General features: G+C 66.7%; 18 protein-coding genes. 10 read left to right on the top strand and 8 right to left on the bottom strand.

The genetic code is table 11. The annotated features are described in order from the left end of the window. Positions 1-11: 11 nt before the first annotated feature. The 4 genes from LC407_RS17095 to tkt all read left to right on the top strand — a co-directional run bounded on the left by LC407_RS17095 (position 12) and on the right by tkt (position 7,181). Entirely contained in the window at positions 12-1,892 is a 1,881-nt protein-coding gene (locus tag LC407_RS17095) for a tetratricopeptide repeat protein (RefSeq protein WP_223483266.1), read from the top strand. Beyond that, complete coding sequence (locus tag LC407_RS17100; RefSeq protein ID WP_223483256.1) at positions 1,889-3,589, top strand: BatD family protein; 1,701 nt, start codon at positions 1,889-1,891, stop codon at positions 3,587-3,589. The genes LC407_RS17095 and LC407_RS17100 overlap by 4 nt, the downstream gene beginning before the upstream one ends. 57 nt (positions 3,590-3,646) lie before the next feature. Then, the gene (locus tag LC407_RS17105) at positions 3,647-4,981 is read left to right on the top strand and encodes a dicarboxylate/amino acid:cation symporter (RefSeq protein ID WP_033831880.1); all 1,335 of its coding nucleotides are present in this window, start codon (positions 3,647-3,649) and stop codon (positions 4,979-4,981) included. 202 nt (positions 4,982-5,183) lie between these two features. Next, the gene (gene tkt, locus LC407_RS17110; protein WP_223483257.1) at positions 5,184-7,181 is read left to right on the top strand and encodes a transketolase; all 1,998 of its coding nucleotides are present in this window, start codon (positions 5,184-5,186) and stop codon (positions 7,179-7,181) included. A gap of 110 nt (positions 7,182-7,291) precedes the next feature. Here tkt and LC407_RS17115 read toward each other — a convergent pair whose 3' ends face one another. The 4 genes from LC407_RS17115 to LC407_RS17130 all read right to left on the bottom strand — a co-directional run bounded on the left by LC407_RS17115 (position 7,292) and on the right by LC407_RS17130 (position 11,055). Beyond that, on the bottom strand, positions 7,292-7,858 hold the full coding sequence (locus LC407_RS17115; protein ID WP_223483267.1) for an NADAR family protein: 567 nt from the start codon (positions 7,856-7,858) through the stop codon (positions 7,292-7,294). A gap of 82 nt (positions 7,859-7,940) precedes the next feature. Further along, positions 7,941-8,414 (bottom strand): hypothetical protein, encoded by a 474-nt coding sequence (locus tag LC407_RS17120; RefSeq protein WP_025874243.1) that lies wholly within the window; start codon positions 8,412-8,414, stop codon positions 7,941-7,943. Between the two features lie 98 nt (positions 8,415-8,512). Next, positions 8,513-10,465, bottom strand: coding sequence for an acetyl-CoA hydrolase/transferase C-terminal domain-containing protein (locus tag LC407_RS17125; RefSeq protein ID WP_223483258.1), 1,953 nt, complete (start codon positions 10,463-10,465; stop codon positions 8,513-8,515). Positions 10,466-10,497: 32 nt separating this feature from the next. After that, the gene (locus LC407_RS17130; protein WP_223483259.1) at positions 10,498-11,055 is read right to left on the bottom strand and encodes a flavin reductase family protein; all 558 of its coding nucleotides are present in this window, start codon (positions 11,053-11,055) and stop codon (positions 10,498-10,500) included. 117 nt (positions 11,056-11,172) lie between these two features. Between LC407_RS17130 and LC407_RS17135 the strand changes: the two genes are divergently transcribed. The 3 genes from LC407_RS17135 to LC407_RS17145 are packed head-to-tail and all read left to right on the top strand — an operon-like array spanning position 11,173 to position 13,344. After that, positions 11,173-11,538 (top strand): BlaI/MecI/CopY family transcriptional regulator, encoded by a 366-nt coding sequence (locus LC407_RS17135; protein ID WP_032977188.1) that lies wholly within the window; start codon positions 11,173-11,175, stop codon positions 11,536-11,538. Continuing rightward, positions 11,531-12,784 carry a TonB family protein gene (locus LC407_RS17140; protein WP_223483260.1) on the top strand — a complete coding sequence of 418 codons (1,254 nt, stop codon included), beginning with the start codon at positions 11,531-11,533 and terminating at the stop codon, positions 12,782-12,784. The genes LC407_RS17135 and LC407_RS17140 overlap by 8 nt, the downstream gene beginning before the upstream one ends. Continuing rightward, positions 12,784-13,344 (top strand): hypothetical protein, encoded by a 561-nt coding sequence (locus tag LC407_RS17145; protein WP_033831872.1) that lies wholly within the window; start codon positions 12,784-12,786, stop codon positions 13,342-13,344. The genes LC407_RS17140 and LC407_RS17145 overlap by 1 nt, the downstream gene beginning before the upstream one ends. A 41-nt stretch (positions 13,345-13,385) precedes the next feature. Here the strand turns inward: LC407_RS17145 and LC407_RS17150 are convergent, their stop codons facing one another. From LC407_RS17150 to LC407_RS17160, 3 genes are all read right to left on the bottom strand, one after another. After that, the gene (locus LC407_RS17150) at positions 13,386-14,186 is read right to left on the bottom strand and encodes an MBL fold metallo-hydrolase (RefSeq protein ID WP_033831871.1); all 801 of its coding nucleotides are present in this window, start codon (positions 14,184-14,186) and stop codon (positions 13,386-13,388) included. Between the two features lie 10 nt (positions 14,187-14,196). Continuing rightward, positions 14,197-15,015: a S1/P1 nuclease gene (locus tag LC407_RS17155; RefSeq protein ID WP_154881002.1), complete on the bottom strand. Its 819-nt coding sequence runs from the start codon at positions 15,013-15,015 to the stop codon at positions 14,197-14,199. Positions 15,016-15,565: 550 nt separating this feature from the next. Continuing rightward, the gene (locus tag LC407_RS17160; protein WP_025874251.1) at positions 15,566-16,195 is read right to left on the bottom strand and encodes an OmpW family outer membrane protein; all 630 of its coding nucleotides are present in this window, start codon (positions 16,193-16,195) and stop codon (positions 15,566-15,568) included. A 193-nt stretch (positions 16,196-16,388) separates the two neighbouring features. Between LC407_RS17160 and gap the strand changes: the two genes are divergently transcribed. The 3 genes from gap (at position 16,389) to LC407_RS17175 (ending at position 21,578) form a co-directional block, all read left to right on the top strand. Next, the gene (gap, locus tag LC407_RS17165) at positions 16,389-17,393 is read left to right on the top strand and encodes a type I glyceraldehyde-3-phosphate dehydrogenase (protein WP_025874252.1); all 1,005 of its coding nucleotides are present in this window, start codon (positions 16,389-16,391) and stop codon (positions 17,391-17,393) included. A 127-nt stretch (positions 17,394-17,520) separates the two neighbouring features. Further along, entirely contained in the window at positions 17,521-20,205 is a 2,685-nt protein-coding gene (locus tag LC407_RS17170) for a DUF2339 domain-containing protein (RefSeq protein WP_223483261.1), read from the top strand. Continuing rightward, positions 20,202-21,578, top strand: a complete 1,377-nt coding sequence (locus LC407_RS17175; protein ID WP_223483262.1) for a DUF3999 domain-containing protein — start codon at positions 20,202-20,204, stop codon at positions 21,576-21,578. Before LC407_RS17170 ends, LC407_RS17175 begins: the two co-directional genes overlap by 4 nt. Positions 21,579-22,043: 465 nt before the next feature. On the opposite strand, the gene LC407_RS17180 is transcribed toward LC407_RS17175, so the two are convergent. Then, positions 22,044-22,134: IS3 family transposase (locus tag LC407_RS17180; protein WP_140227454.1), on the bottom strand; the 91-nt coding region annotated here is incomplete at its 5' end.

The following is a 22,134-nucleotide window of genomic DNA, read 5'->3' on the forward strand; positions in this document are numbered from 1 at the left end:
CTTTCCTGAAGATGCCCGACTGGAGCGCGTTCGAGTGGAGCACGTTCGATTGGAGCGCGCTGCATTTCCTGCGCCCGGATTGGTTGTGGATGCTGGCGGCACTGCCGTTGATCGTCGCAGTGGCCATCTACCGGCAACGGCGCAGCGACGCGTGGCGGCAGGCGGTCGACGCCCATCTGCTGTCGCAGCTCCTGGCGGGCGAGGGCAAGCGACGCACGCGCCTGCCATGGGCATTGCTGTTGGGCTGGACCCTGGCGGCACTGGCGATGGCCGGCCCCAGCTGGAGGCAGCAGGCGCAGCCGATCTATCAGGCCAGTGCGCCGTTGGTGGTGGTGCTGGATCTCTCCAGCCGCATCACCGCGACCGACCTGCCACCCTCGCGCCTGCTGCAGGCGCGGGCAAAGATCGGTGCGCTGCTGCGCGCCCGTCAAGGCGGACAGGTGGGTCTGGTGGTGTATGCCGAAGATGCCTATACCGTGGCGCCGTTGACCGACGACGCTGCCAACGTGGCGCTGTACCTGGACGCGCTGTCGCCGGAGGTGATGCCGCGTGATGGACAGCGCGCCGACCGTGGCATCGACTGGGCGGTCAGGTTGCTGCGGCAGACCGGTGCCCTGCGCGGCCAGATCCTCCTGGTCAGCGACCAGGCTGACAGCGAAGCGGCGCTTGCCGCAACGCAGGCGCGTGGCCTCGGCCTGCAGGTGTCGGTGCTGGGCCTGGGCACACCATCCGGCGCCGCTTATCGCGATGGTCAAGGCCAGATCGCACAGGCCGCGCTGGATGAAACCAGCCTGCGCGCCGTCGCCACCGCAGGTGGCGGGCGTTACCAGCGCATCGCCAGCGATGATCGCGACCTGAAGGCATTGGGCGTACTTGATGCCAGCGACGGCGGTGCGTTGCAGCGGCCCGGGCAGGCCCGGCAGTGGCAGGACGAAGGCTATTGGTTGTTGCCGCCGGTGATGCTGCTGGCACTGCTGGCGTTCCGCCGCCGCGCGGTGCTGGCGGCGGTGCTGGCCGTGGGTCTTCTGCCCTTGAGCGGGCAGTTGCAGGCACAGCCGCGCGCGCCCATGGCTGCGCCGACAGCGGGCACGATGTGGGAACGTGCCGACCAGCGTGAGCATGCACGCCTGGCCGAGGGTGTGCAGGCGTACCGTCAAGGTGATTTCGCCACTGCCCGCAAGCAGTTCGAAGGCATCGACAGCGATGCGGGCTGGTACAACCTCGGCAATGTGCTTGCCCGCCAGGGCGACTACGACGGTGCCATCGCCGCCTACGACAAGGCCTTGGCGCGCCACCCGCAGATGGCCGACGCCGTCGCCAACCGTGCGGTGGTCGACGCCGCGCGCAAGCGCAAGTCGAACAGCCAGGGGCAGGGCAAGGGGCAGCAGAAGCCGCAGCAGGGACAGCAGCAGAACCAGCAGGGCCAGCAAGGCCAACAGAACCAGCAAGGCCAGCAAGGTCAGCAAGGTCAGCAGAATCAGCAGCAGGGCCAGCAAGGCCAGCAAGGTCAGCAAGGTCAGCAGAATCAGCAGCAGGGCCAGCAAGGCCAACAAGGCCAGCAGCAATCGCAGGGCCAGAAGGGCCAGCAGAGCCCGGCATCTGCAGGTGCCGGCCAGCAGGGGGCGAAGCAGGAGCCGCCGCAGGCAGCCGACGCGCAGGCCCAGGCGCAGGCCGATGCCCAGCAGCGCCAGCGCATGCAGCAGGCCCTGCAGCAGGCGCGCGCCGGCGAAGCCGGCAAGGCAGCAGTGCGCGGCGATGGCGGCACGCCGCAACAGCGTGAGGAACAGCAGGCCGTAGAGGCGTGGATGCGGCGCGTGCCGGATGATCCGGGGGCACTGCTGCGGGCCAAGTTCCAGTTGGAAAACGAACGTAGAAAGAGGGAAGGGCGATGACAGGCATGGGGAGCAGGCAAATCCGGTGGCCCTTGCCTGTGCTGGCGATGCTGCTGCTGTGGCTGCCGATGGTGGCCATGGCGCAGACGCGCGCCTGGCTGGAGCAGGACAGCATCGCCGCCGGTGACGCGGTCACCCTGCACATCGAGACCGACCAGGGCGCGCCAGACTATGCACCGTTGAATGCCGATTTCGTGCTCAGTGCGCAGAGCAGCAACCGCCAGGTGCAGTGGAGCAATGGCGGTGTGCAGCAGCGCAACCTCTACACGGTTGCGTTGACGCCGCGCCGCACCGGTACGCTGCAGGTGCCTTCATTACAGGTAGGCGCAGCACGCACGGTGCCCTTGGTGCTGCAGGTAAGTGATGCCGTGGTGGCCACCCCGCAGAGCAATGCCACCGCCTTCATCGAAACCGAGGTGGATGACCCGACGCCCTACGTGCAGCAGAGCGTGGGCGTGGTGGTCAGGCTGTACTTCGCCTCGCAGCTGGCGTCGGGCGAACTGGTGCTCGACACACCCAGTGGCGCTTCGCTGCAGCGGGTGGGGGAGGATCGCAGCGACGTGCGCCAGGTCAACGGCCGTCGCTACAACGTGGTCGAACGTCGCTTCCTGCTGATCCCCGAGCGCAGCGGGGCGTTGCGCCTGCCGGGCGCGCGCTTCACCGGCCGCAGTGCAGGTGGCTTCTTCGATGACTTCTTCGGGAGCGGTGGCGATGGCCGCATGAATGCCGTCGGTGCCGAACGCACGCTGCAGGTGCAGGCGCAACCGGCGCAGGCCGTGCAGCCGTGGCTGCCCCTGCACAGCCTGCAATTGCGCTACACCGCCGCACCCAGCAGTGCGCGCACGGGCGAAGCGGCCACCGTGATGGTCGAAGCGATCGCCAACGGCGCTACCCGGGCCCAGTTCACCGATCTGCCCGTGCCCGACCTCGGCGACGCCGCACAGGTGTTCGCCGAACCTGCCCAGTACGAGGAGACCTTCAACGGCAGCACGCCACGCCTGAAGATCACCCGTCGCTACTCGATCGTGCCGCGGCAGGTTGGATCCCTGCGTGTGCCGGGGCCGCGCGTGGCCTGGTGGAACGTGGACAGTGGCAGTGCCCAGCAGGCCAGCCTGCCGGATCTGGAACTGGCCGTGGCCGCAGGCCGGGCCGGCGTGCCGGTGGCACAACCGATCGATACCGATGCCGCGTTGCCGGGAGACGCCGCACCCGCCGCTGCATCCTCTCTTGCACCCACCGCAGCAGGTCCCCGGCCGTGGCCGTGGATGGCTGCCGCCGCAGGCCTGGCGCTGCTATGGCTGTTGACCCTGGCATGGGGATGGCGACGTGGCCGCCGTGCCGTCGTCCACACCCGTCCGGTTCCCCGGCCAGGAGCCAGTGCCCCTGCAACGTCCTCGCGTGCCAGCGTGGCCGAGCTGCGCCGGGCGATCGATGGCGAGGGCTTCGACCAGGTAGAGGCGCTGCTGTGTTCGATGGCCGGCGTTGAACGCCTGGAACAGGTGATCGAGCGCCTGGCCGATCCGGCCCAGCGGCAGACCCTGCAGGCGTTGCAGCAGGCGCGCTGGGGCGGGATGGGGGATGTAAGCGCGCTGCGGGCCCGCCTGCGCGAAAGCTTCCGTGACGGACCGCACTGGTCGGCCGCCACCGGCGCCGTCGACACTGGGCTGCCGCCGCTGTATCCGCCGCGGCAACCCTGAACCGGCGCGGCTTGCGCGCTTTGTTAGAGTAGATTCATTTTTCGAGGAATCCCGCGCATGACAGCAGCTGCTGCCGACAAGAAGAAGTTGCCCCTGCATTGGAAGATGGGCATCGGCTTTGCGATCGGCCTGGTCCTGGGACTGATCGTGCATGCCCTGGGCGGCAGCGTCGACGGCCTGCAGACCGGTGCCAAGTGGGTAATGGACTACGTCACCACCCCGGCGTCGGGCCTGTTCCTCAACCTGATCTTCATGCTGATCGTGCCGCTGATCTTCTCGGCGCTGATCATGGGCGTGTCGGAGATGGGCGACATCCGCGCCCTTGGCCGCATCGGCTGGAAGACGCTGGCCTACACCGTGCTGCTGTCCGGCATCGCGGTGGGTATCGGCCTGGTGCTGGTCAACCTGCTCAAGCCCGGTGCCGGCGTCGACCCGCAGGTGGCCGCGCTGATGCTGTCGGAGAACGCTGAGCGCAGCAAGGAAATCGTTGCTGGCATCCATGGCACGCCGAAGGGCATGGACATGCTGCTGTCGATCGTGCCGAGCAACGTGCTGCAGGCCGCCTCCGACAATGGCGCGATCCTGTCGCTGATGTTCTTCGCGCTGATGTTCGGCATCGGCATGGTGCTGACCGACGAGGCCAAGGTCGCCCCGCTGCGTCGCGCCATCGAAGGCGTGTTTGAGATCTCGATGACCCTGATCAACCTGGTCATCCGCCTGGCGCCGTATGCAGTGGCCTGCTTCATGTTCAACCTGGCCGCGCTGTTCGGTTTCGATCTGATCATCCGCCTGGGTGCGTATGTGGGCGTGGTGGTGCTGGCGTTGGGCCTGCACATGGTGGTGACCTACGGCACCGCGGTATGGCTGTCGGGCCGTTCACCGCTGGCGTTCTTCCGCCAGACCCAGGAGGCCACGGTGATGGCCTTCTCCACCGCCTCCAGCAACGCCACCCTGCCGACCGCGCTGCGCGTGGCCGACCAGATGGGCCTGCCGCAGCGCGTGTCGCGCTTCGTGCTGACCGTGGGCGCCACCGCCAACCAGAACGGCACGGCGCTGTTCGAGGGCGTGACGGTGATCTTCCTGGCCCAGTTCTTCGGTGTCGACCTGAGCATCGGCCAGCAGGTCATGGTGATGGCGGTCTGCATCCTTGGTGGTATCGGTACGGCCGGTGTGCCGTCCGGCTCGCTGCCGGTGGTGGCGATGATCTGTGCGATGGTCGGCGTCAATCCGCTGGGCATCGGCCTGATCCTGGGCGTGAACCACTTCCTGGACATGTGCCGCACTGCGCTGAACGTGACCGGCGACCTGGCCCTGACCACGCTGGTGGCCAAGGGTGAAGCGCCGGACACTCCGGCCGAGGCCGCTGCCGCCGCGGCCCGTCTGGACAACTGATCCAGGCAATGCCTGATCGGGGTCGGATCCCTTTCCGCAGGAAAGGGCCCCGACCCCTCTTCATATGCGGAATCCAGCGCAGATCACGACGTTGTCGGCCAACAGCAGGCACTAATGCCCTGGTCGACCTGACCCTGCCGGGCGTCTGTGGGACAATAGGCCGCCCGCAGTTCCGCGGCCGCCTCCCGATTCCGACAGAACCATGACGCAGCCTACCCGTCGCCAGTTGGCCAACGCCATCCGCTTCCTCGCCGCCGATGCGGTTGAAACCGCAAAGTCCGGCCATCCCGGCATGCCCATGGGCATGGCCGACATCGCCGAAGTCCTCTGGAACGACTACCACCGTCACAACCCGAACAACCCGCAGTGGTTCAACCGCGACCGCTTCGTGCTGTCCAACGGCCACGGCTCGATGCTGCAGTACGCGCTGCTGCACCTGAGCGGGTATGACCTGCCGATCGAGCAGCTGAAGGCATTCCGCCAGCTGGGCAGCCACACCGCTGGCCATCCGGAGCGTCACGAGACCCCGGGCGTGGAGACCACCACCGGTCCGCTGGGCCAGGGTTTCGCCAACGCCGTCGGTTTTGCCTTGGCCGAGAAGCTGCTGGCACAGCGCTTCAACCGCCCGGAGCTGGAAATCGTCGACCACCGCACCTGGGTGTTCATGGGCGATGGCTGCCTGATGGAGGGCATTTCCCACGAAGCCGCCTCGCTGGCCGGCACCTGGGGCCTGCACAAGCTGGTCTGCTTCTGGGATGACAACCACATCTCCATCGACGGCAACACCGAAGGCTGGTTCACCGACAACACCCCGGAGCGTTTCGAGGCCTATGGCTGGAACGTGGTCCGTGGCGTCGATGGCCACGATCCGGAGAGCATCAAGGCCGGTATCGAAGCGGCCCTGTCGCAGGACGGCAAGCCGACCCTGATCTGCTGCCGCACCACCATTGGTTTCGGCTCGCCGAACAAGTCCGGCAAGGAATCCAGCCACGGCGCACCGCTGGGCAAGGACGAACTGGAAGCCACCCGCAAGGCGCTGGACTGGAACTACGGTCCGTTCGAGATTCCCGAAGAGATCTACGCCGGCTGGCGTGCCGGCGGTACCGGCACCCTGCGTCAGGCCGAGTGGGAGCAGCAGTTCGACAAGTACGCTGCGCAGTACCCGGCCGAAGCCGCTGAACTGACCCGTCGCTCACATGGCGATCTGCCGGCCGACTTCATCGCCAAGGCCGACGCCTACATCGCCCAGGTTGCCGCCGAAGGCCAGACCATTGCGTCGCGCAAGGCGTCGCAGCTGGCCATCGAGGCGTTCGCGCCGCTGCTGCCGGAAATCGTGGGCGGTTCGGCTGACCTGGCGCACTCGAACCTGACCCTGTGGAAGGGCAGCAAGTCCGTCGCCACCGACGATGCCAATGCCAACTACGTGTACTACGGTGTGCGCGAGTTCGGCATGACCGCGATCGCCAATGGCCTGGCCCTGCACGGTGGTTTCATCCCGTTCGACGCCACCTTCCTGGTGTTCAGCGATTACGCCCGCAATGCCGTGCGCATGAGCGCGCTGATCCCGGCCCACGCCATCCACGTCTACACCCACGACTCGATCGGCCTGGGCGAAGACGGCCCGACCCACCAGCCGGTGGAGCATCTGGCCTCGCTGCGCTACATCCCGAACAATGACGTGTGGCGCCCGTGCGATGCGGTCGAGTCGGCCGTGAGCTGGAAGGCTGCGATCACCCGCCAGGACGGCCCGAGCTGCCTGGTGTTCAGCCGCCAGAACCTGCCGCACCAGCCGCGCGACGCTGAGCAGATCGCACAGATCGAGAGCGGTGGTTACGTGCTGGCCGATGCTGCTGGCACTCCGGACGTGATCCTGATCGCCACCGGTTCGGAAGTCTCGCTGGCGACCGAAGCGAAGGCGCAGCTGGATGCGGCCGGCCTGAAGACCCGCGTGGTCTCGATGCCGTCCACCGATGTGTTCCTGCGCCAGGATGCGGCCTACCGCGAATCGGTGCTGCCGAACGCCGTGCGCAAGCGCGTGGCCATCGAAGCTGGCGTTACCGGCTTCTGGCGCCAGTTCGTCGGCCTGGACGGTGCAGTGATCGGTATCGACACCTTCGGTGCCTCGGCCCCGGCCGACAAGCTGTACCAGCACTTCGGCATCACCACCGCGCACGTGGTGGAAGCAGCCAAGGCGCTGTAAGTCCCGCTGCAATGGAATTGGGAAAAGGCCGGCGAAAGCCGGCCTTTTCTTTTCCGGGCGAAACGGATCGCCCGCCGTGCCCGTAGATCCAGGCCACGCGTGGACGCGCGTTACATCGTGTCCCGCACGTCCATCAGCGCAAACCCCAGTAGATTCAATCCGCGCCACCGCGCCGGGTTGTGGGCGTCGGCGTGATCCTTGGCCAGGCCGATTCCCCAGATAAAATCCACCGGACTGGCTTCCACCAGAACCTGGTCTGCCGTGGCGCGCAGAAAATCACCCAGCGCCGCATTCTGCGAGAACTTGGCCCGATTGCCTTCGACCACCAGGGCGTAGCGCGCCTGCGCCCAGAGAGCCTCGTCGAAGCCCTCGATCTTCCGGCCCAGCGCTTTCACCTTGTCAGGCGTGCGGCTGGCGAGAACCTGTTCGAGGATGTCGGTGGCACCAAACAGTCGCGCTTTGCCGGCCATCATGTAGTGTTCTGCGGTGCGGTAGTGCACGCCATCGATGCTGAAACCTGCGTCATACCACTGGCTGAAACACGACGCCGCCACGCCCATGCGCGGCGGCTGGTGGCCCCAGAAGCACAGATAACGCAGGTGCTCGCCATCGGCTTGGCGGCGTTGCAGGTCATGCAGGAAACGGGAATCGTCGTTCATCCGCACAGCGTAGCGCATGAACACGCTGACGCCTTGGCGTGCACGTGCCCGAGGCTGTCCAGGGGAGGTGTTCCAGGTCAGTGCTACGGTGTTCCTTGGATCAGCCTTGGCTGCCGATGGATTCCTTGATGAGCCGTTGATGCTCACTCAAGGCCTGGTTGAAGTCGGCAAGTGCAAATGTCACTGGTTTGCTATCTGGATACCAGCACGTGGAGGCGCCGACTTCCAGGCCCCCGGTTTCACTGCGACCGAACCGCTGCCAGCGCACGACATCGCCCTCGATCACCTGCTCGGTCATCAGCGTAGAACAGGCGAAATCCATGTCGTCACTACACACCAGCAGCGGCACCAGGGTGGAGGTTCCATTCGCGGCAGGGATGATGCGCCGATTGGCCAGCGCATCCTCATCCTCGTCGATCAACCACATCAGTGAAAGACCATGCACTTCGAGGTCGGGATGGTCCAGATGCTGGGCCAGCCACAGCTCGATCGGCACATCGTTGATGGCCAACCATGCACAACTGCTGCTCGAGAAGCACGCTCTGTGGTGGATGGCTGTAATGCGGTGGCGCATGAGACGTAATCGGGAAAATGATCGAGCGATCGTGATACAGGAATGGCGAGCCAATGCCAAGCCAGCCCGCCAGCCCAGTCCTGCAATCGGCGATGCAGCTACGCGGTGCGCGCCAGGGCCAGCCTCAACAACCGTGCATTGAGCTGTTCGCCGAAGTCCTTGGGCGACTGCAGTTCCATCCGCTGCAGATACACCGCGTCACCATCACCTGCAGGCTGCCACAGCGCGTCCCACACGGTACGCAGCTTGCTGCCGCGCGTCTGTGTATTGGCCTTCAGCCAGCCCAGTGCCTTCACCAGTACCTGTTCGATCTCGGTGAAGTCGCTGCCCAACGGGTAATCGGGCAGGGTGCCATCGTTGCGGAACGGCGCCAGCGCCGCCGCCAGTGCCTGGGGTGTATTGCGCTGCAGCCGCTGCGCATCAGGTTGCGCCGTGGCGGCCAGCTTGCGTGCCGAAAAGGCCTGCTGCAGCAGGGCGCCCTGGAACGGTGCTTCGGTGATGGCCGTCATCGCGTGCACGCAGTCGTCGTCGGTCAGGCCACGCACGTCGGCGATACCGTACTCGTTGAGATAGATGTCACGCAGGTGGCGCGGAATGGTCGTGTGCCCGTAGTTCCAGCGCACGTTGGATTCGCGCTGGCCGCGGTCATCACGGGCAGCGCGGAACATCAGCACACTGCGCGCTTCCGGCAGGGCGTGCCCCATCGCCACGAAGTTGTACTGGCCGCCCACGCCGGAGACCACACGGCCATCCTCCAGCGCGTCGGATACCGCCGCGCCCAGCGCGGTGGCCATCATGCAGGAATTGAAGAAGCGGGCGTGACGGCGCTGCAGGCGCTCCAGCGTTTCGTTGCCACCGTACAGTTGGTTGATCTCGCTGATGCGGCGCATGCCGATCGCCCGGCATTCGTCCTCGGGCAGGGTGCGCAGCCATTCGTAGAATTCGGATGAGCCCAGGTAGAACGCGCCGTGCAGGTATTCGCCCTCGGCCTCCAACGTGGCATGGTCGATGGACAGCGTGCTGCCGTTCTCGATGCGCTGCATCAGTGCCAGATCGTCATGCACCTTGCGCTTGATCACACCGGTCTGCACCAGCCGGCGGAAGCCCTCGTTGAGCATTTCGCTGCAGCCGTACAGGCCGATCTCGAACGGGTCCAGTCCGCCGATCTCCTGTACCAGCGGATGGCTGGCCAGTTGCGGATCCAGCGCGTTCAACACGCGGCGGTAGCGTGCGTTGTCGGTGTGGCGCAGTACCAATGCGTGGCTGAGTGCATCGGCCAGGGTGCCGATGCCGATCTGCAGGGTGCCCCCGTCGCGCACCAGGGTGCTGGCATACAGGCCGATGGCGTAGTCGGCGTCGGCCACCGGTTGCCGTGGCAGGCCGAACAACGCCGGATACGGCGCTGGCGGGGTGATGACCAGATCGAAGAAGGACACGTCGACCGTGGCCGTGCCGCCCAGATAGGGCAGCTGCGGATCGATCTCGGCGACCAGCAGCGGGCGTGGCAGGCCGCGTGCGGTCATCGCGTCCAGCGTGTCCTGGGTGATGTCGTTGTTGCAGGACAGCGAAAGGCGTCGGTCGTCCGGGCGCATCGCCACTTTCTGCACGATCACCTGCGGCGCGCGCTGCGCTACCGCGTCGGCAGCGTGGGTGTAGTTGAGGCTGGTGTAGCTGGATTGCGCCTGTCGCGAACCGAGCAGGGCACCGGACTGCATGTAGAACTCTTCCACCTGCACGTGTGCCGGCAGCGCGTCGCGGGCGATTGCATCGGCGTAGGCCAGGCGCGGGAAGTCTTCACCGAAGTGGCGGGCCGCGAACGGTGCCAGGAAACGTGCTTCCAGGCCGTTGCCCTTTGCCTGCGGCGGGTTCAGTGACAGCGCGGTATACAGCTCCAGCGGCCGCGACGGGTCCTGTTCGACGCGCGCATACAGGGCGTTGAGCAGGCGGTGTGGTTTACCCAGCGCCAGCGGCGCACCGATCCGCAGCGGCCCATCCACGCGCGCAAACAGCCAGTCAACGGCGGCGTCGAGGTCGGTGAGGTGTTCGGTCATCCGGGGCGGTCCTGCTTGGGGGAGTGCTGGCATTACAGCATGTCGGGCTTGAACCGCCGTCGACGCGAGACTTCGGCACCGGACACCATGAACTGCCCATCGCCCCGGTAATGCACCGTGCGCGGCAGCTTTGGGCGAGGCGCAACATGGGCGCGCACGATTTCCCAGATGAACAGGTTGCTCGATTCGACCTGGCTGTCGTCATGCAGGCGGCACTCGAAGCTGGAATGGCACTGGCCCACCAGCGGTGCCCCCACCTCCCGCGCAGGCATCGCATCCAGGCCGAACCGTTCGAACTTGTCCACGTCACGGCCGCTGCAGTTGCCGATATCGACCACCGTGTCCAGCAGCTCCACGCCCGGGATGTTGATCACGCATTCGCCGCTGCTGCGGGCCAGGCTGAAGCTATGGTTCTCGTTCCACAGGTAGGTGGCCACCAGCGAGGGCGAGAAGCCCATCACCATGTGCCAGCCCATCGTCATCAGGTTGCACTGGCCTTGCCAGGCGGTACTGACCAGCACGATGGGGCCGGGCTCGAGGAAGCGTCGGGCCTGCTCGACCGGGAAATCACGTTTGCGCAAGGGCTTCATGCCGGTACCTGCGGTGGAGGCCCCCATGCTGGCGCAGGCGCGATGAATTACCGGTCGAGGGGTTGACAGCTGATTCGATTACGCGCGTAATCCAATCGTCGATTACGGATGTAAACCATGACCCCGATCAGCGAAGCCGAAGCCGTTGTGATGGAGGTGCTGTGGCAGCAGGCACCGCGCAGCGCCGACGAGGTGGTGGCCGCACTGGCGCACCGCGACTGGGCTGAGCCGACCATCAAGACCCTGCTCAACCGCCTGCTGACCAAGGGCGCGATCGCCGCCGAGCGCGATGGCCGGCGCTACCTGTACCGGCCGCTGCTGCAACGCCAGGCCTGGGTGGAGGCGCAGAGCCAGGACTTCATCGGCCGTGTCTTCGAAGGGCGCGTGGCACCGCTGGTCGCGCACTTCAGCGAACGCGGCCAGCTCAGCGCACAGGACATCGCCGAACTGAAGAAGCTGATCCAGGAGCTGGACCATGAATGAGCTGCTCGACGGACTGTGGCAGGCCAGCTTGTGGTTGGCGGTGGGCGTGATCCTGCTGGCGGTGACGCGGCCGTTGCTGGTGCGATTGGGCGGCGCCGGGCTGGCCTACCGTAGCTGGTGGCTGCTGCCCCTGATGTTGGCCACGCTGTTGATTCCCCTGCCACAGGTCGCGCTGTTGCAGCATGTGCCGACCTTGCCGCTGAAGGTCGTGCCGGAAGCCGTGGACAGCCTGCCAACGGCGTCGCTGCAATGGCCCTTGCTTCTGTTGGTGGTGTGGGCGCTGGGCGCGGGCGTCTGCCTGTTGCGCGACCTGCGCGCACAGCGCCGCTTCGAACGCGGCATGGGCGGCCTGCAGGCACGCGCCGATGGCAGCTGGCAGGCCAGTGGCGATCCCGGGCTGCCGGCGCTGGTGGGCCTGTGGCGGCCGCGCATCGTGGTCGGCCCCGATTTCGACCAGCAGTTCACTGCACAGGAGCAGGCGCTGATCCTGCAGCACGAGCACAGCCATCGTCGCAATGGCGATCACTGGGCCAACGGCGTATTGCTGCTGATGCGCGCGGTGTTCTGGTTCCATCCGCTGCTGCCATGGGCCGCACGCCGTTTCCTGCGTGACCAGGAACTGGCCTGCGACGCCCGCACCATTGCCCCGCAGCCTGTGCTGCGCGGCCTCTACGCCAGCACGCTGCTGAAGGCGCAGCTGGTCCACCCGGTTGCGCCGGCGGTATGCCACTGGCGCAGCCAACCCGTGTTGAAGGAGCGTATCGCCATGTTGAAGCAGTCCAAGCGGAAGGCATTGCCGTGGGTGTCGGGGCAGGTGCTGGTGGTCGGGTTGTGCCTGGGCGTGGGGGCGGTGGCGTGGGCCAGCCAGAGTGGGACAGCGGGCGTGCCGTCGATCAACGTAGAACCGTTCGAATATGCTGGAGAAGACGCGGCCGAAGCGGGGCTCGACCGTCCGATCCAGGTCGACAAGATGTCGCCGCCCTCGTATCCGAAGTCTGCGATCGAGCAGCGTCAGGTAGGCGTGGTGAACCTGCGCGTGCAGGTGGATGCCAAGGGACACCCCGCCGATGTGCAGGTGCTCAGCGCCACCAATCCGGGCGTGTTCGAAGCGGTATCGATTGCAGCAGCGCGAAGCTGGACCTATCGCCCGGCGCTGAAGAACGGCAAGCCGGTGGCGGGCGCAGTACGCATTCCGATCACCTTCGCCATGGATGAGAGCGACGACGTGACGGAGACCGCCAGGTGATGCGCATCGCGCTGCTGTTGGCAGTGGGGATGCTGGCAGGCTGCGCCACCCAGGAACGGTTGACCACCGTCGATACCCGCAATGAGAGTGTCGGCCATCAGCGCCTGCATGCGGAAGGGAAAGGCGGCAGCGGCCAGGTGCAGGCGTACACGCTGGGAGCGACCGAAGGCTATCGGATGCCGCAGCTGTATGCGGCGCCGGATCCGCAGATCGGTGATCGTGACCCGCGCACCGAGCTGGCGCCGACCACGATCTGCCTGCAGGTGGTGATCGATGCCGAAGGCGCTGTCGAGCGAAGCCTGGCGCTGGTCGACCGCAGCGAATGCGCGGCAGGCGCGGCGAGCGAGAATGCGCCGCTGTTGCAGGCTGCGCAGGAGGCGGTGGCGATGTGGAAGTATTCGCCCGCCGCGGTCTGCCACTTCGCCCCCGGCAAGGTGCCGAGCGACCGTGGCGACTGCCAAGGCGCCGAGCGCGTCGAACCGGTGCCGGTGAGCCTGCTGTATGCCTTCACCTTCGAGATCGTGAAGGGCCAGCATGTGGTGCACACGCAGGGCAAATGACGCGGTGTCATTGCTGGCGCGATGAGGCGATCGTGCGGGCCCTACGCGCCGCCCTGGATGTTGGCCTTCACCGCTGGCTGCATCAGCTGCGGTTCTGCCAGCGTCGCATCACGCGCCTGGCGCACGCTGACGAACTCCGCCTCGGCCACGCCTTCATGCACGTGGATGTTGTGCGCGCGCTGTTCACCAATGGTGGTTTCGTTGGCGAAATCGCGTCCGCCCGGGCCGTAGTCGTGGCAGACGAATACGCGGGTGGCATCGGGCAGGGCCAGCAGGCGCTGGATCGAGCGGTACAGCTGCGCAGCATCGCCGCCGGGGAAATCGCAGCGTGCGGTGCCGCCATCGGGCATGAACAACGAATCGCCGGTGAACAGCGCATCGTCGATCAGATAGGCGATGCTGTCGCTGGTGTGGCCGGGTACGGCGATGATGCGCCCCTGCAGTTCACCCAGTGCGAAGGTCTCGCCATCAGCGAACAGGTGATCGAAGACGGCATGTTCCTCGGGCAGCTGCAGGCCATAGCGCGGTGCAAACGTGGCCTGCACCGCACGGATGCCTTCGCCGATGGCCAGCGTCGCATCCGGGAACCGTTGCTTGAGCCGACGTCCTGCCGACACGTGGTCGGCATGGGCGTGGGTTTCCAGCAGCCAGCGCACGTGCAGCTGCTGTTGCGCGATGGCATCGAGCATCGCGCGCACCGGCGATTCGCTGCTGGCGTCGGTATCCGGGTCGTAATCCAGTACCGGGTCGATCAGCGCGGCCTCGCTGCTGGCCGGGTCGCTGACCAGGTAGCTGAAGGTGTTGCTGTCACGGTGGAAGAACGATTGCACCTGGACCGACATCGGGCACTCCTCAGCGTGTGGCGAGCACGCGGTTCAGCAACTGCGCCAGGTTTTCACCGGCCAGTCGCAGCTGCGCTTCGGCCACCGGCCGGTAGCGCGTGGTGTAGTCGTCGCCGATCTTACGCGAGGCAGGGTAAACGCCAGGTTGCACCGAAATGCGGCAGCTGGCTTCAGCCCAGCTGACCGGATCGCGCTGCGGGTGGGACTGGCGTGCCAGCTTCGGCGCCGGCAGTGCGCGCAGCACCGGCAGGTAACCGGCATCGTCGACCTTGCGGGTATTGAGCATGCCGCTGTCCCACAGCGAGTGCAGGTTGGTACCGCGGTTGCCGAACTGCAGCTGGAAATCGTTGCCGCCCTTGTCGTGGCCGTAGCCGGCGTGCATCGGCTGGTGGATGTCACCGACCAGATGCACGACGAATTTCAGCGCCTGCAGGCGCTCGCCATCGGTCAGGCTGCGGTCGCCGAGGATCGCGCTCTGCGCCTTCAGCGCTTCGACGATGCAGTTGCCGCTCTTGCAGTGCTTCGGCGCCTCGTAGTGGCAGCCATCTTCGGCGATGTTGACGTAGTGCCAACCGGCCGAGCGGCGGCCCAGGCCCGGGTCCTTGGCGCGCAGCTGGTCGGCCCAGGGCGCGATGCTGGCAAGGGTGGCGCCGGGTTCGGTGGCCAGCAGGCGGTCGACTTCAGCGCGCGTGGTCGGGTTGAGGCGGCTGTCGGCGACTTCGGCGACCAGGCGGTGGCCTTGCGCGCCCCAGGCATGGGCGGGAGCGGACAGGGTCAGCAGGGCCGGCGCGAGGGCGGCGGCGAGGAACAGGGAGTGCAGTGCTTTCATCCGCTCATTCTAGCCAGCGGGGGAGATGGGTGGTTGATGGAAAGCGGCGCGTTCATTGTCGTCGGGGTGTGTGCGGCCGGGGCAGGCAGTGCGGGACACGCCGTAAACCCATCCTTGGGAGCTCGATGGCGCCATCCATGGCGCCAACGGTCCCGCGCTACCTGCCCCGACCGCACACCTCCAACATGGCCGCGGTGGCGGATGCAAACGTCAAACGTCAGAAGCAGAATCAGAGTCAAATGCAGGATCGCATCCGGCCGATGGCAACTGGGTCATGCGGGTGCCGGCTTCTGCTTGCGCCTGCGCGCGCGGAAAAATGGAAGGGGTGGGGCAAGTGGGTTGCTCAGGACCGTTCGCCGCATGGATGCGGCGATCGAGCCTACATGGACGTATTTACGGCGTGTCCTGAGCAACTCACTTGCCCCGCCCAAACGCAGATCCACGCTCTGCACCAACAAAAAAGCCCCGGCACACACATACCGGGGCAACATGCTGCGAGGGTTTTGCCTGTAGCGGGGGAGCGGGGGCGCAGCCCCCGCCAATCAACCCCTTAGAACTTGAAGACGTAGGACGCGCCGTAGACCAGCGGATCGATGTTGACCGTGCCGATCTTCTCGCCGTCCAGCTTCACCTTGCTGTCGATGTCGATCCAGCGCATGTCCACGCGCAGGGCGCCCTTCTCGCCAATCGCAAAGTCGATGCCCGCATGCGCGGCCAGGCCCCACGAATCCTGCAGCTTCAGCTTGCTGCCCGCCAGCGCACCGGTGGTGTCTTCGCTGAAGAAGGTCGTGTAGTTCAGGCCGGCGCCCACGAACGGCGACACCTTGCCCTTGCTGTTGAAGTGGTACTGCAGGGTGACCACCGGCGGCAGCTGCTTGGTGCTGCCCACGCGGCCCAGGCCGTTGATGTTGATGTCGTGCTTGAACGGCAGCGCCGCCAGTACTTCGATGCCCAGGTTGTCGGCGATGAAGTACTCACCGGTGATGGTCGGCTTGACGTCGTTGTCGACGTCGACCTTCAGGGTGCCGCCGGCCAGCCAGCCGTTGTTCGACTTCGGGGCGACCTGGTGCACGCCAGCGGAAAGGGTCCAGTCGCCCTTGGACTGGGCCATGGCCGGGGCAGCGGCCAACGACAGGGCGGCGGCCAGGCTGGCCACGATCAGGGGGGAGGTCTTGCGCATGGGGGTGATCTCGTTGCTGGGTGGATGTGGCCAGTCTCGGCCTCACGCCGCGCTAACGCTTTGATCCGGATCAAATCCTGTCCGGCCCCCGTCCCGGCGGCGGGCTTGGCCGGCGGTGGTCAAGGCCGGCCTGCTAGACTTGTGGGCCCTATCCACCCCGCCGCACCTGTCGCGGCTGCAGGAGCTTGAGAACATGGCAATCAAGGTTGGTATCAACGGTTTCGGTCGCATCGGGCGTAACGTCCTGCGCTCGGCGGTGCTGAACTTCGGCGACGACATCGAAATCGTGGCCATCAACGATCTGCTGGAGCCGGATTACCTGGCCTACATGCTCAAGTACGACTCCGTGCACGGCCGTTTCAAGGCCGACGTAGCCGTCGATGGCAAGGATCTGCTGGTCAACGGCAAGAAGATCCGCCTGACCCAGGAACGCGATCCGTCCAACCTGAAGTGGGACGAAGTCGGCGTTGACGTCGTGCTCGAAGCCACCGGCCTGTTCCTGGACAAGGTCAGTGCGCAGAAGCACATCGATGCCGGCGCCAAGAAGGTCATCCTGTCGGCACCGTCGAAGGACGACACGCCGATGTTCGTGTTCGGCGTGAACGACAAGACCTACGCTGGCCAGGCGATCATCTCCAACGCCTCGTGCACCACCAACTGCCTGGCGCCGCTGGCCAAGGTCATCAATGACAAGTGGGGCATCAAGCGCGGCCTGATGACCACCGTGCATGCGGCCACCGCCACGCAGAAGACCGTCGATGGCCCGTCCAACAAGGACTGGCGCGGCGGCCGCGGCATCCTGGAGAACATCATTCCGTCCTCCACCGGTGCCGCCAAGGCCGTCGGCGTGGTCATCCCGGAACTGAACAAGAAGCTGACCGGCATGAGCTTCCGCGTCCCGACCTCGGACGTGTCGGTGGTCGACCTGACGGTCGAGCTGGAAAAGGAAGCCACCTACGCCGAGATCTGCGCCGAAGTGAAGGCACAGAGCGAAGGCGCGCTGAAGGGCATCCTGGGCTACACCGAAGACAAGGTGGTGGCCACCGATTTCCGCGGTGAAACCCACACCTCGGTGTTCGACGCAGACGCCGGCATCGCGCTGGACGGCACCTTCGTCAAGCTCGTGTCGTGGTACGACAACGAGTGGGGCTATTCCAACAAGTGTCTGGAAATGGCCAAGGTCGTCGCAGCCAAGTAAGGCCCGCGAAGATCGTTGCGCGAACCCCGGCCTGGCCGGGGTTCGTCGTTTATAGGGCCCGGCCTGACGTAGCATGGGCCCGTCGACCGCCGCCATCGTGGCGCGGGATCGCATTGGAAGGCGAGGAATGGAAGCACTCTTGGTCCTGGCAGTACTGGTCCTGCTGGCGATACCGCTGCTGCTGGTGGTGGCGCTGGTGATGATTGCCGGCCTGCGCCGGCGGGTCGCCGCGCTGGAGGCCGCACAGAGCGTGCAGGTCGCGCCCAACCCGGCAGGGACCGTAGACCGTGCGCCCTCGGCCGTGGCCGAGCCGCCGCGCGCGCCTGCGGCAACACGTGAACCCAGCAGCGAGCCCTCGTTCCTGCGGCCCACGGCGGCCACGGCTCCGCCGCCGGTTGCCGCCCGCGAGGACCTGCCGCCAACGGTCCAACCCGCGCGTCCGTCGCCGCCACCGCCTTTGCCACCTGAGCCCACATTGCCGCCCTTGCCAGCGGAACCGGCCCTGCCGAACCTGGTCGAGCGCGCGATCGGTGCGGTCAAACACTGGTTCACCCAGGGCAATGTGCCGGTGAAGATCGGCATGCTGGTGCTGTTGGCCGGCGTTGCTGCGCTGCTCAAGTACGTCAGCGACCAGGGCTGGCTGGTGGTGCCGGTCGAGCTGCGGCTGGCGGGCATCACCGTCGGTGCGCTGGGCCTGCTGGCCTTCGGCTGGCACCAGCGCGAGCGCCGGCGGATGTTCGCGCTGGCCCTGCAGGGGGGCGCCATCGGCGTACTGCTGCTGACCATCTTCGCTGCCTTCAAGCGTTTCGATCTGCTCGCGCCCGGCTTCGCCTTTGCCAGCTCGATCGCGCTGGTGGCGGGGCTGTGCGTGCTGGCGGTCGTGCAGAACTCGCGCACGTTGGCAGTGCTGGGCATCCTGGCCGGCTTCATGGCGCCGCTGTGGCTGTCCACCGGCAGTGGCAACCACGTCGGCCTGTTCAGCTACTACGCAGTGCTCAACGCGGGCATTTTCGCCATTGCCTGGTATCGCCCGTGGCGTGTGCTGAACCTGCTGGGTTTCGCGTTCACCTTCGGCATCGGCACCTTCTGGGGCGTGCTGCAGTACGACGCGGCCAAGTTCGCCAGTACCGAACCGTTCCTGCTGCTGTTCTTCGTCTTCTATCTGCTGATTCCGTTGTTGTATGCGCGCCGGCAGCCGGCCGGGCGTCGCGATCTGGTCGACGGCAGCCTGGTGTTCGGCACGCCGCTGATCGCCTTCTCGCTGCAGGCCGGCATGCTGCACGAACAGCCGATGACGCTGGCCCTGTGCGCGCTGGGCCTGGCAGCGATCTATGCGCTGCTGGCACGGGCCCTGATCGCGCGCGCGTCGTACACGGTGCTGGCGCAGTCGCATGCGGTACTGGCGGTGGGCTTTGCGACGCTGGCGGTGCCGCTGGCATTGTCGGCGCGGGCCACCGGTGCGGTGTTCGCGCTGGAAGGTGCCGGCCTGGCGTGGCTGGGGTTGCGCCAGAAGCGCTGGTTGCCGCAGGTGACCGGTGCGCTGCTGCAGCTCGCCGCCGCATTCGCATTCGTGGTGGGCGCCGACCATTGGCACCAGGACCAGCGTTTCCTGCTCAACCCGACCGCGATCGGCGCACTGCTGCTGGCCGTGGCGGGTTTCGCGGCGGCGTGGAGCTATCAGCGCAGGCAGCGCCATGACATCGCCCTGGCGTACTACCTGTGGGGCCTGCTGTGGTGGTTGGGCGGTCTGGTGCATGAAATCGGCCGCTTCTTCCAGCATTCGGCGCAGGCCGACGCGGTGTTGGTGCTGGCCGCCGTCACCGCCTGGCTGGCCTCGGAGGTGCAACGCCGCATGCCGGCACGTGCGCTGGGCGTGACCGCGTTGGCGATGCTGGCCGCCGGCTTCCCGTTGGCGCTGCTGCAGAGCGATGCACACCAGCAGCCGTTTGCCGGCTATGGCGCATTGGCATGGGCAGTGTTCGCCGTGCTCGGCGTGCGCAGCCTGCTGTGCCTGCGCCAGGGCAATGGTGGCGTGGCCCGTATCGCGCAGTTCCTGTGGTGGCTGCTGTGGCCGTCGCTGCTTTCGCTGCTGGCCCTGTGGGGCGGCGGCGGCGCGCGCCTGGCGCAGGGCTGGACCGCGTTGCTGGTCACCCTGCCGTGGTTGCTGCTGGCAGCGCTGTCGCTGTGGCGCTGGAACGTGCTGCGCTGGCCGCTGGGTGCTGCGTTTGATCCGGTGCGCCTGCCGCTGCAGTGCGTGATTTTCGCGGTGCTGGCGCTGGCCTGGTTGTTCGGCCTGACCCTGGCGGGCGACGCCACGCCGTTGCCGTGGTTGCCGCTGCTCAATCCTGCCGAGCTTGCACAGTGGGTCAGCCTGCTGCTGATCGCGCGCTGGCTGTATGACCCGCAGGGACCAGCGCAGCTGCAGCGGTTGCGTGTGCCGGTGCTGGCCGTGGCCGGTTTCATCGCGTTGACCAGCACCGTGCTGCATGGCGTGCATCATTGGGGCGGTGTCGCCTGGAATCCGGCGATGGCCCGCTTCAGCCTGGCCCAGACCAGCCTGACCGTGTTGTGGAGCGTACTGGGCGTGATCGCCTGGGTGTGGGGCTCGCGTCGCGGCCAGCGTGTGCTGTGGATGGTCGGTGCCGTGTTGATGGCCGTGGTGCTGGCCAAGCTGGTGCTGATCGACCGCCAGCATCTGGGCAACCTGCTGGGAATCGCATCGTTCATCGCCTACGGCCTGCTGTGCACCGTGGTGGGCTACCTGGCGCCCGCGCCGCCGAGCGCGCCGCCAACCGTGGAGGAAAACCAATGAGGAAGTGGAGCCGAGCGTTGCTGCCGGTCTTGTTCGGCGTGGCCGGTGCGGTTGCCGCGCAGGCCACGGACTACCGCGCGCAGTACGCCGAACAGTGGCCGCTGAGCCTGTCCAGCGCGCAGTCCGGTGCCTATCGTGTGGTGCTGGAGCCGGCGATCTACCGCCGCGCAGGCGCCGCTGATCTGGGCGATCTGCAGGTGTTCAACGCTGCCGGCCAGGCATTGCCATCGGCGCTGCTGGCGCCGGACCAGCCGTTGGCGCAGCCGCCGGTGCAGCGCGAACTGCCGTGGTTCGTGCTGCCACCACTGGCCGAGGCCCAGCGCAACGACCTGCAGCTGCTGACCGAGCGCGATACCGACGGCCGTGTGCGCCGGGTCGAGGCCAGGCTTGGTGGTGGTGCGGTGGCGAACGGGCAGGGCGGCTGGTTGATCGATGCCAGCGTGCTTGGCCAGCAGCCGCTGGCAGCGCTTGTGCTGGACTGGGCCGAAAGTGGCCAGCCGCTGCAGGCGCAGGTACAGCTTGACGCCAGCGATGATCTGCAGCGCTGGCAGTCGATCGCCCGTGATGTCCCCCTGGTGGACCTGCAGCGTGCGGGCAAGCGCCTGCTGCAGCGACGCCTGCAGGTCGACAGCAATGTGCGCTACCTGCGGATCCTGCCGCAGGGCGAGGCGCGCCTGCCGGAGCTGCGCAGTGTATTGGCCGAACTGCCGCCGGCACCGGCAACGGTGCCCTGGGAGTGGCTGTCGCTGACACCGACCGCGCAGGGCAAGGGGGAATTCACCTTTGAACTGGATGGTCGATTCCCGGTGACCCGCGCCGACGTAGCCAGCACCGACAACAGCCTGGTGCAGTGGACCCTGTTCAGCCGCGACGACGAAAGCGTCGAATGGCAGCGCCGCAGCGCGCCCTGGATCGCCTATCAGCTGCAGCAGGGGGCACCGGGCCAGCGCCAGCAATCGGCGGCACAGCCGTTGGGCGGCATGTACCGCGACCGTTACTGGAAGCTGGTCGCGAGCCCGGTGGAGACCACCAGCGCCCCGACCCTGCGCCTGGGCTATCAACCGGAGGTGATGGTGTTCCTCAGCCAGGGCGCAGCGCCCTACGCGCTGGCCGTGGGCAGTACGACCGCGCGCCGCGCGGAGGCGCCGATCACGGTGCTGATCGAGGAACTGCGGCAGCGCAATGATCCGTCGTGGCAGCCGACGCTGGCACGCTTGGAGGGCAGTCCGGAGACGCTCGCCGGTGACGCAGCGCTGAAGCCGCAGCACGACTGGAAGGCGTGGTTGCTGTGGGCGTTGCTGGGGCTGGGCGTGCTGGTTGTGGGTGGACTGGCGTTGAGCCTGCTGAAGCAGAAGCCGTCGCCTTCGGCGTAGTTTGCAGCGAACGGCGCAGCCCCTCGTGGGTGGGCAGTCGTTGAGAGCAGAAGCCGTGGTCTGGCCGGGCGGGTGGACTGTGCAGGGGACGCCGCAAGTACGTCCTTGTAGGCTTGGCAGCCGCATCCATGCGGCTGACACCCCTGCCCAGCCCACCCGCCCGGCCTCTGACAATTTCCGTGTGCGTCCACCCACGGAAAAGAAAAAAGAAGAGCAGGAGCCAAAGCGGGTCGCTTCGCTCCACGGCCATCGAGGTCGGAGCCTTTTTCCGCAGGAAAAACGGATCCGCCCCCTTCTTTTCTTTCTTCATCCGACACCAGAAACCGCTTTTGCTTCCGCCGTCCGCTCCGCCTCATGAACGTGTCGGGGCCGGGGCGGTATGGGTTGGCAGGGGTGTCCGCGGCATGGATGCCGCGGCCAAGCCCCCAAGGTGAAGTGACCCCCTAAAGTTGGACAGTTGGGGGATCAGGCGGCCAGCGCGACCTGTTCCCGGTACTTTACCGGGCTCAGGCCCTTTAGTTTCAGTCGGATACGGTCTTCGTTGTAGTACCGGATG

The sequence above is a fragment of the Stenotrophomonas sp. OVS01A genome, from assembly GCF_019969775.1.
GTDB lineage: Bacteria > Pseudomonadota > Gammaproteobacteria > Xanthomonadales > Xanthomonadaceae > Stenotrophomonas > Stenotrophomonas indicatrix.

Bases quoted from the DNA above. Each gene is read 5' to 3' on its own strand.
- LC407_RS17095 (WP_223483266.1), top strand. From the start codon at position 12: ATGCCCGACTGGAGCGCGTTCGAGTGGAGCACGTTCGATTGGAGCGCG.
- LC407_RS17100 (WP_223483256.1), top strand. From the start codon at position 1,889: ATGACAGGCATGGGGAGCAGGCAAATCCGGTGGCCCTTGCCTGTGCTG.
- LC407_RS17105 (WP_033831880.1), top strand. From the start codon at position 3,647: ATGACAGCAGCTGCTGCCGACAAGAAGAAGTTGCCCCTGCATTGGAAG.
- tkt (WP_223483257.1), top strand. From the start codon at position 5,184: ATGACGCAGCCTACCCGTCGCCAGTTGGCCAACGCCATCCGCTTCCTC.
- LC407_RS17115 (WP_223483267.1), bottom strand. From the start codon at position 7,858: ATGCGCTACGCTGTGCGGATGAACGACGATTCCCGTTTCCTGCATGAC.
- LC407_RS17120 (WP_025874243.1), bottom strand. From the start codon at position 8,414: ATGCGCCACCGCATTACAGCCATCCACCACAGAGCGTGCTTCTCGAGC.
- LC407_RS17125 (WP_223483258.1), bottom strand. From the start codon at position 10,465: ATGACCGAACACCTCACCGACCTCGACGCCGCCGTTGACTGGCTGTTT.
- LC407_RS17130 (WP_223483259.1), bottom strand. From the start codon at position 11,055: ATGAAGCCCTTGCGCAAACGTGATTTCCCGGTCGAGCAGGCCCGACGC.
- LC407_RS17135 (WP_032977188.1), top strand. From the start codon at position 11,173: ATGACCCCGATCAGCGAAGCCGAAGCCGTTGTGATGGAGGTGCTGTGG.
- LC407_RS17140 (WP_223483260.1), top strand. From the start codon at position 11,531: ATGAATGAGCTGCTCGACGGACTGTGGCAGGCCAGCTTGTGGTTGGCG.
- LC407_RS17145 (WP_033831872.1), top strand. From the start codon at position 12,784: ATGCGCATCGCGCTGCTGTTGGCAGTGGGGATGCTGGCAGGCTGCGCC.
- LC407_RS17150 (WP_033831871.1), bottom strand. From the start codon at position 14,186: ATGTCGGTCCAGGTGCAATCGTTCTTCCACCGTGACAGCAACACCTTC.
- LC407_RS17155 (WP_154881002.1), bottom strand. From the start codon at position 15,015: ATGAAAGCACTGCACTCCCTGTTCCTCGCCGCCGCCCTCGCGCCGGCC.
- LC407_RS17160 (WP_025874251.1), bottom strand. From the start codon at position 16,195: ATGCGCAAGACCTCCCCCCTGATCGTGGCCAGCCTGGCCGCCGCCCTG.
- gap (WP_025874252.1), top strand. From the start codon at position 16,389: ATGGCAATCAAGGTTGGTATCAACGGTTTCGGTCGCATCGGGCGTAAC.
- LC407_RS17170 (WP_223483261.1), top strand. From the start codon at position 17,521: ATGGAAGCACTCTTGGTCCTGGCAGTACTGGTCCTGCTGGCGATACCG.
- LC407_RS17175 (WP_223483262.1), top strand. From the start codon at position 20,202: ATGAGGAAGTGGAGCCGAGCGTTGCTGCCGGTCTTGTTCGGCGTGGCC.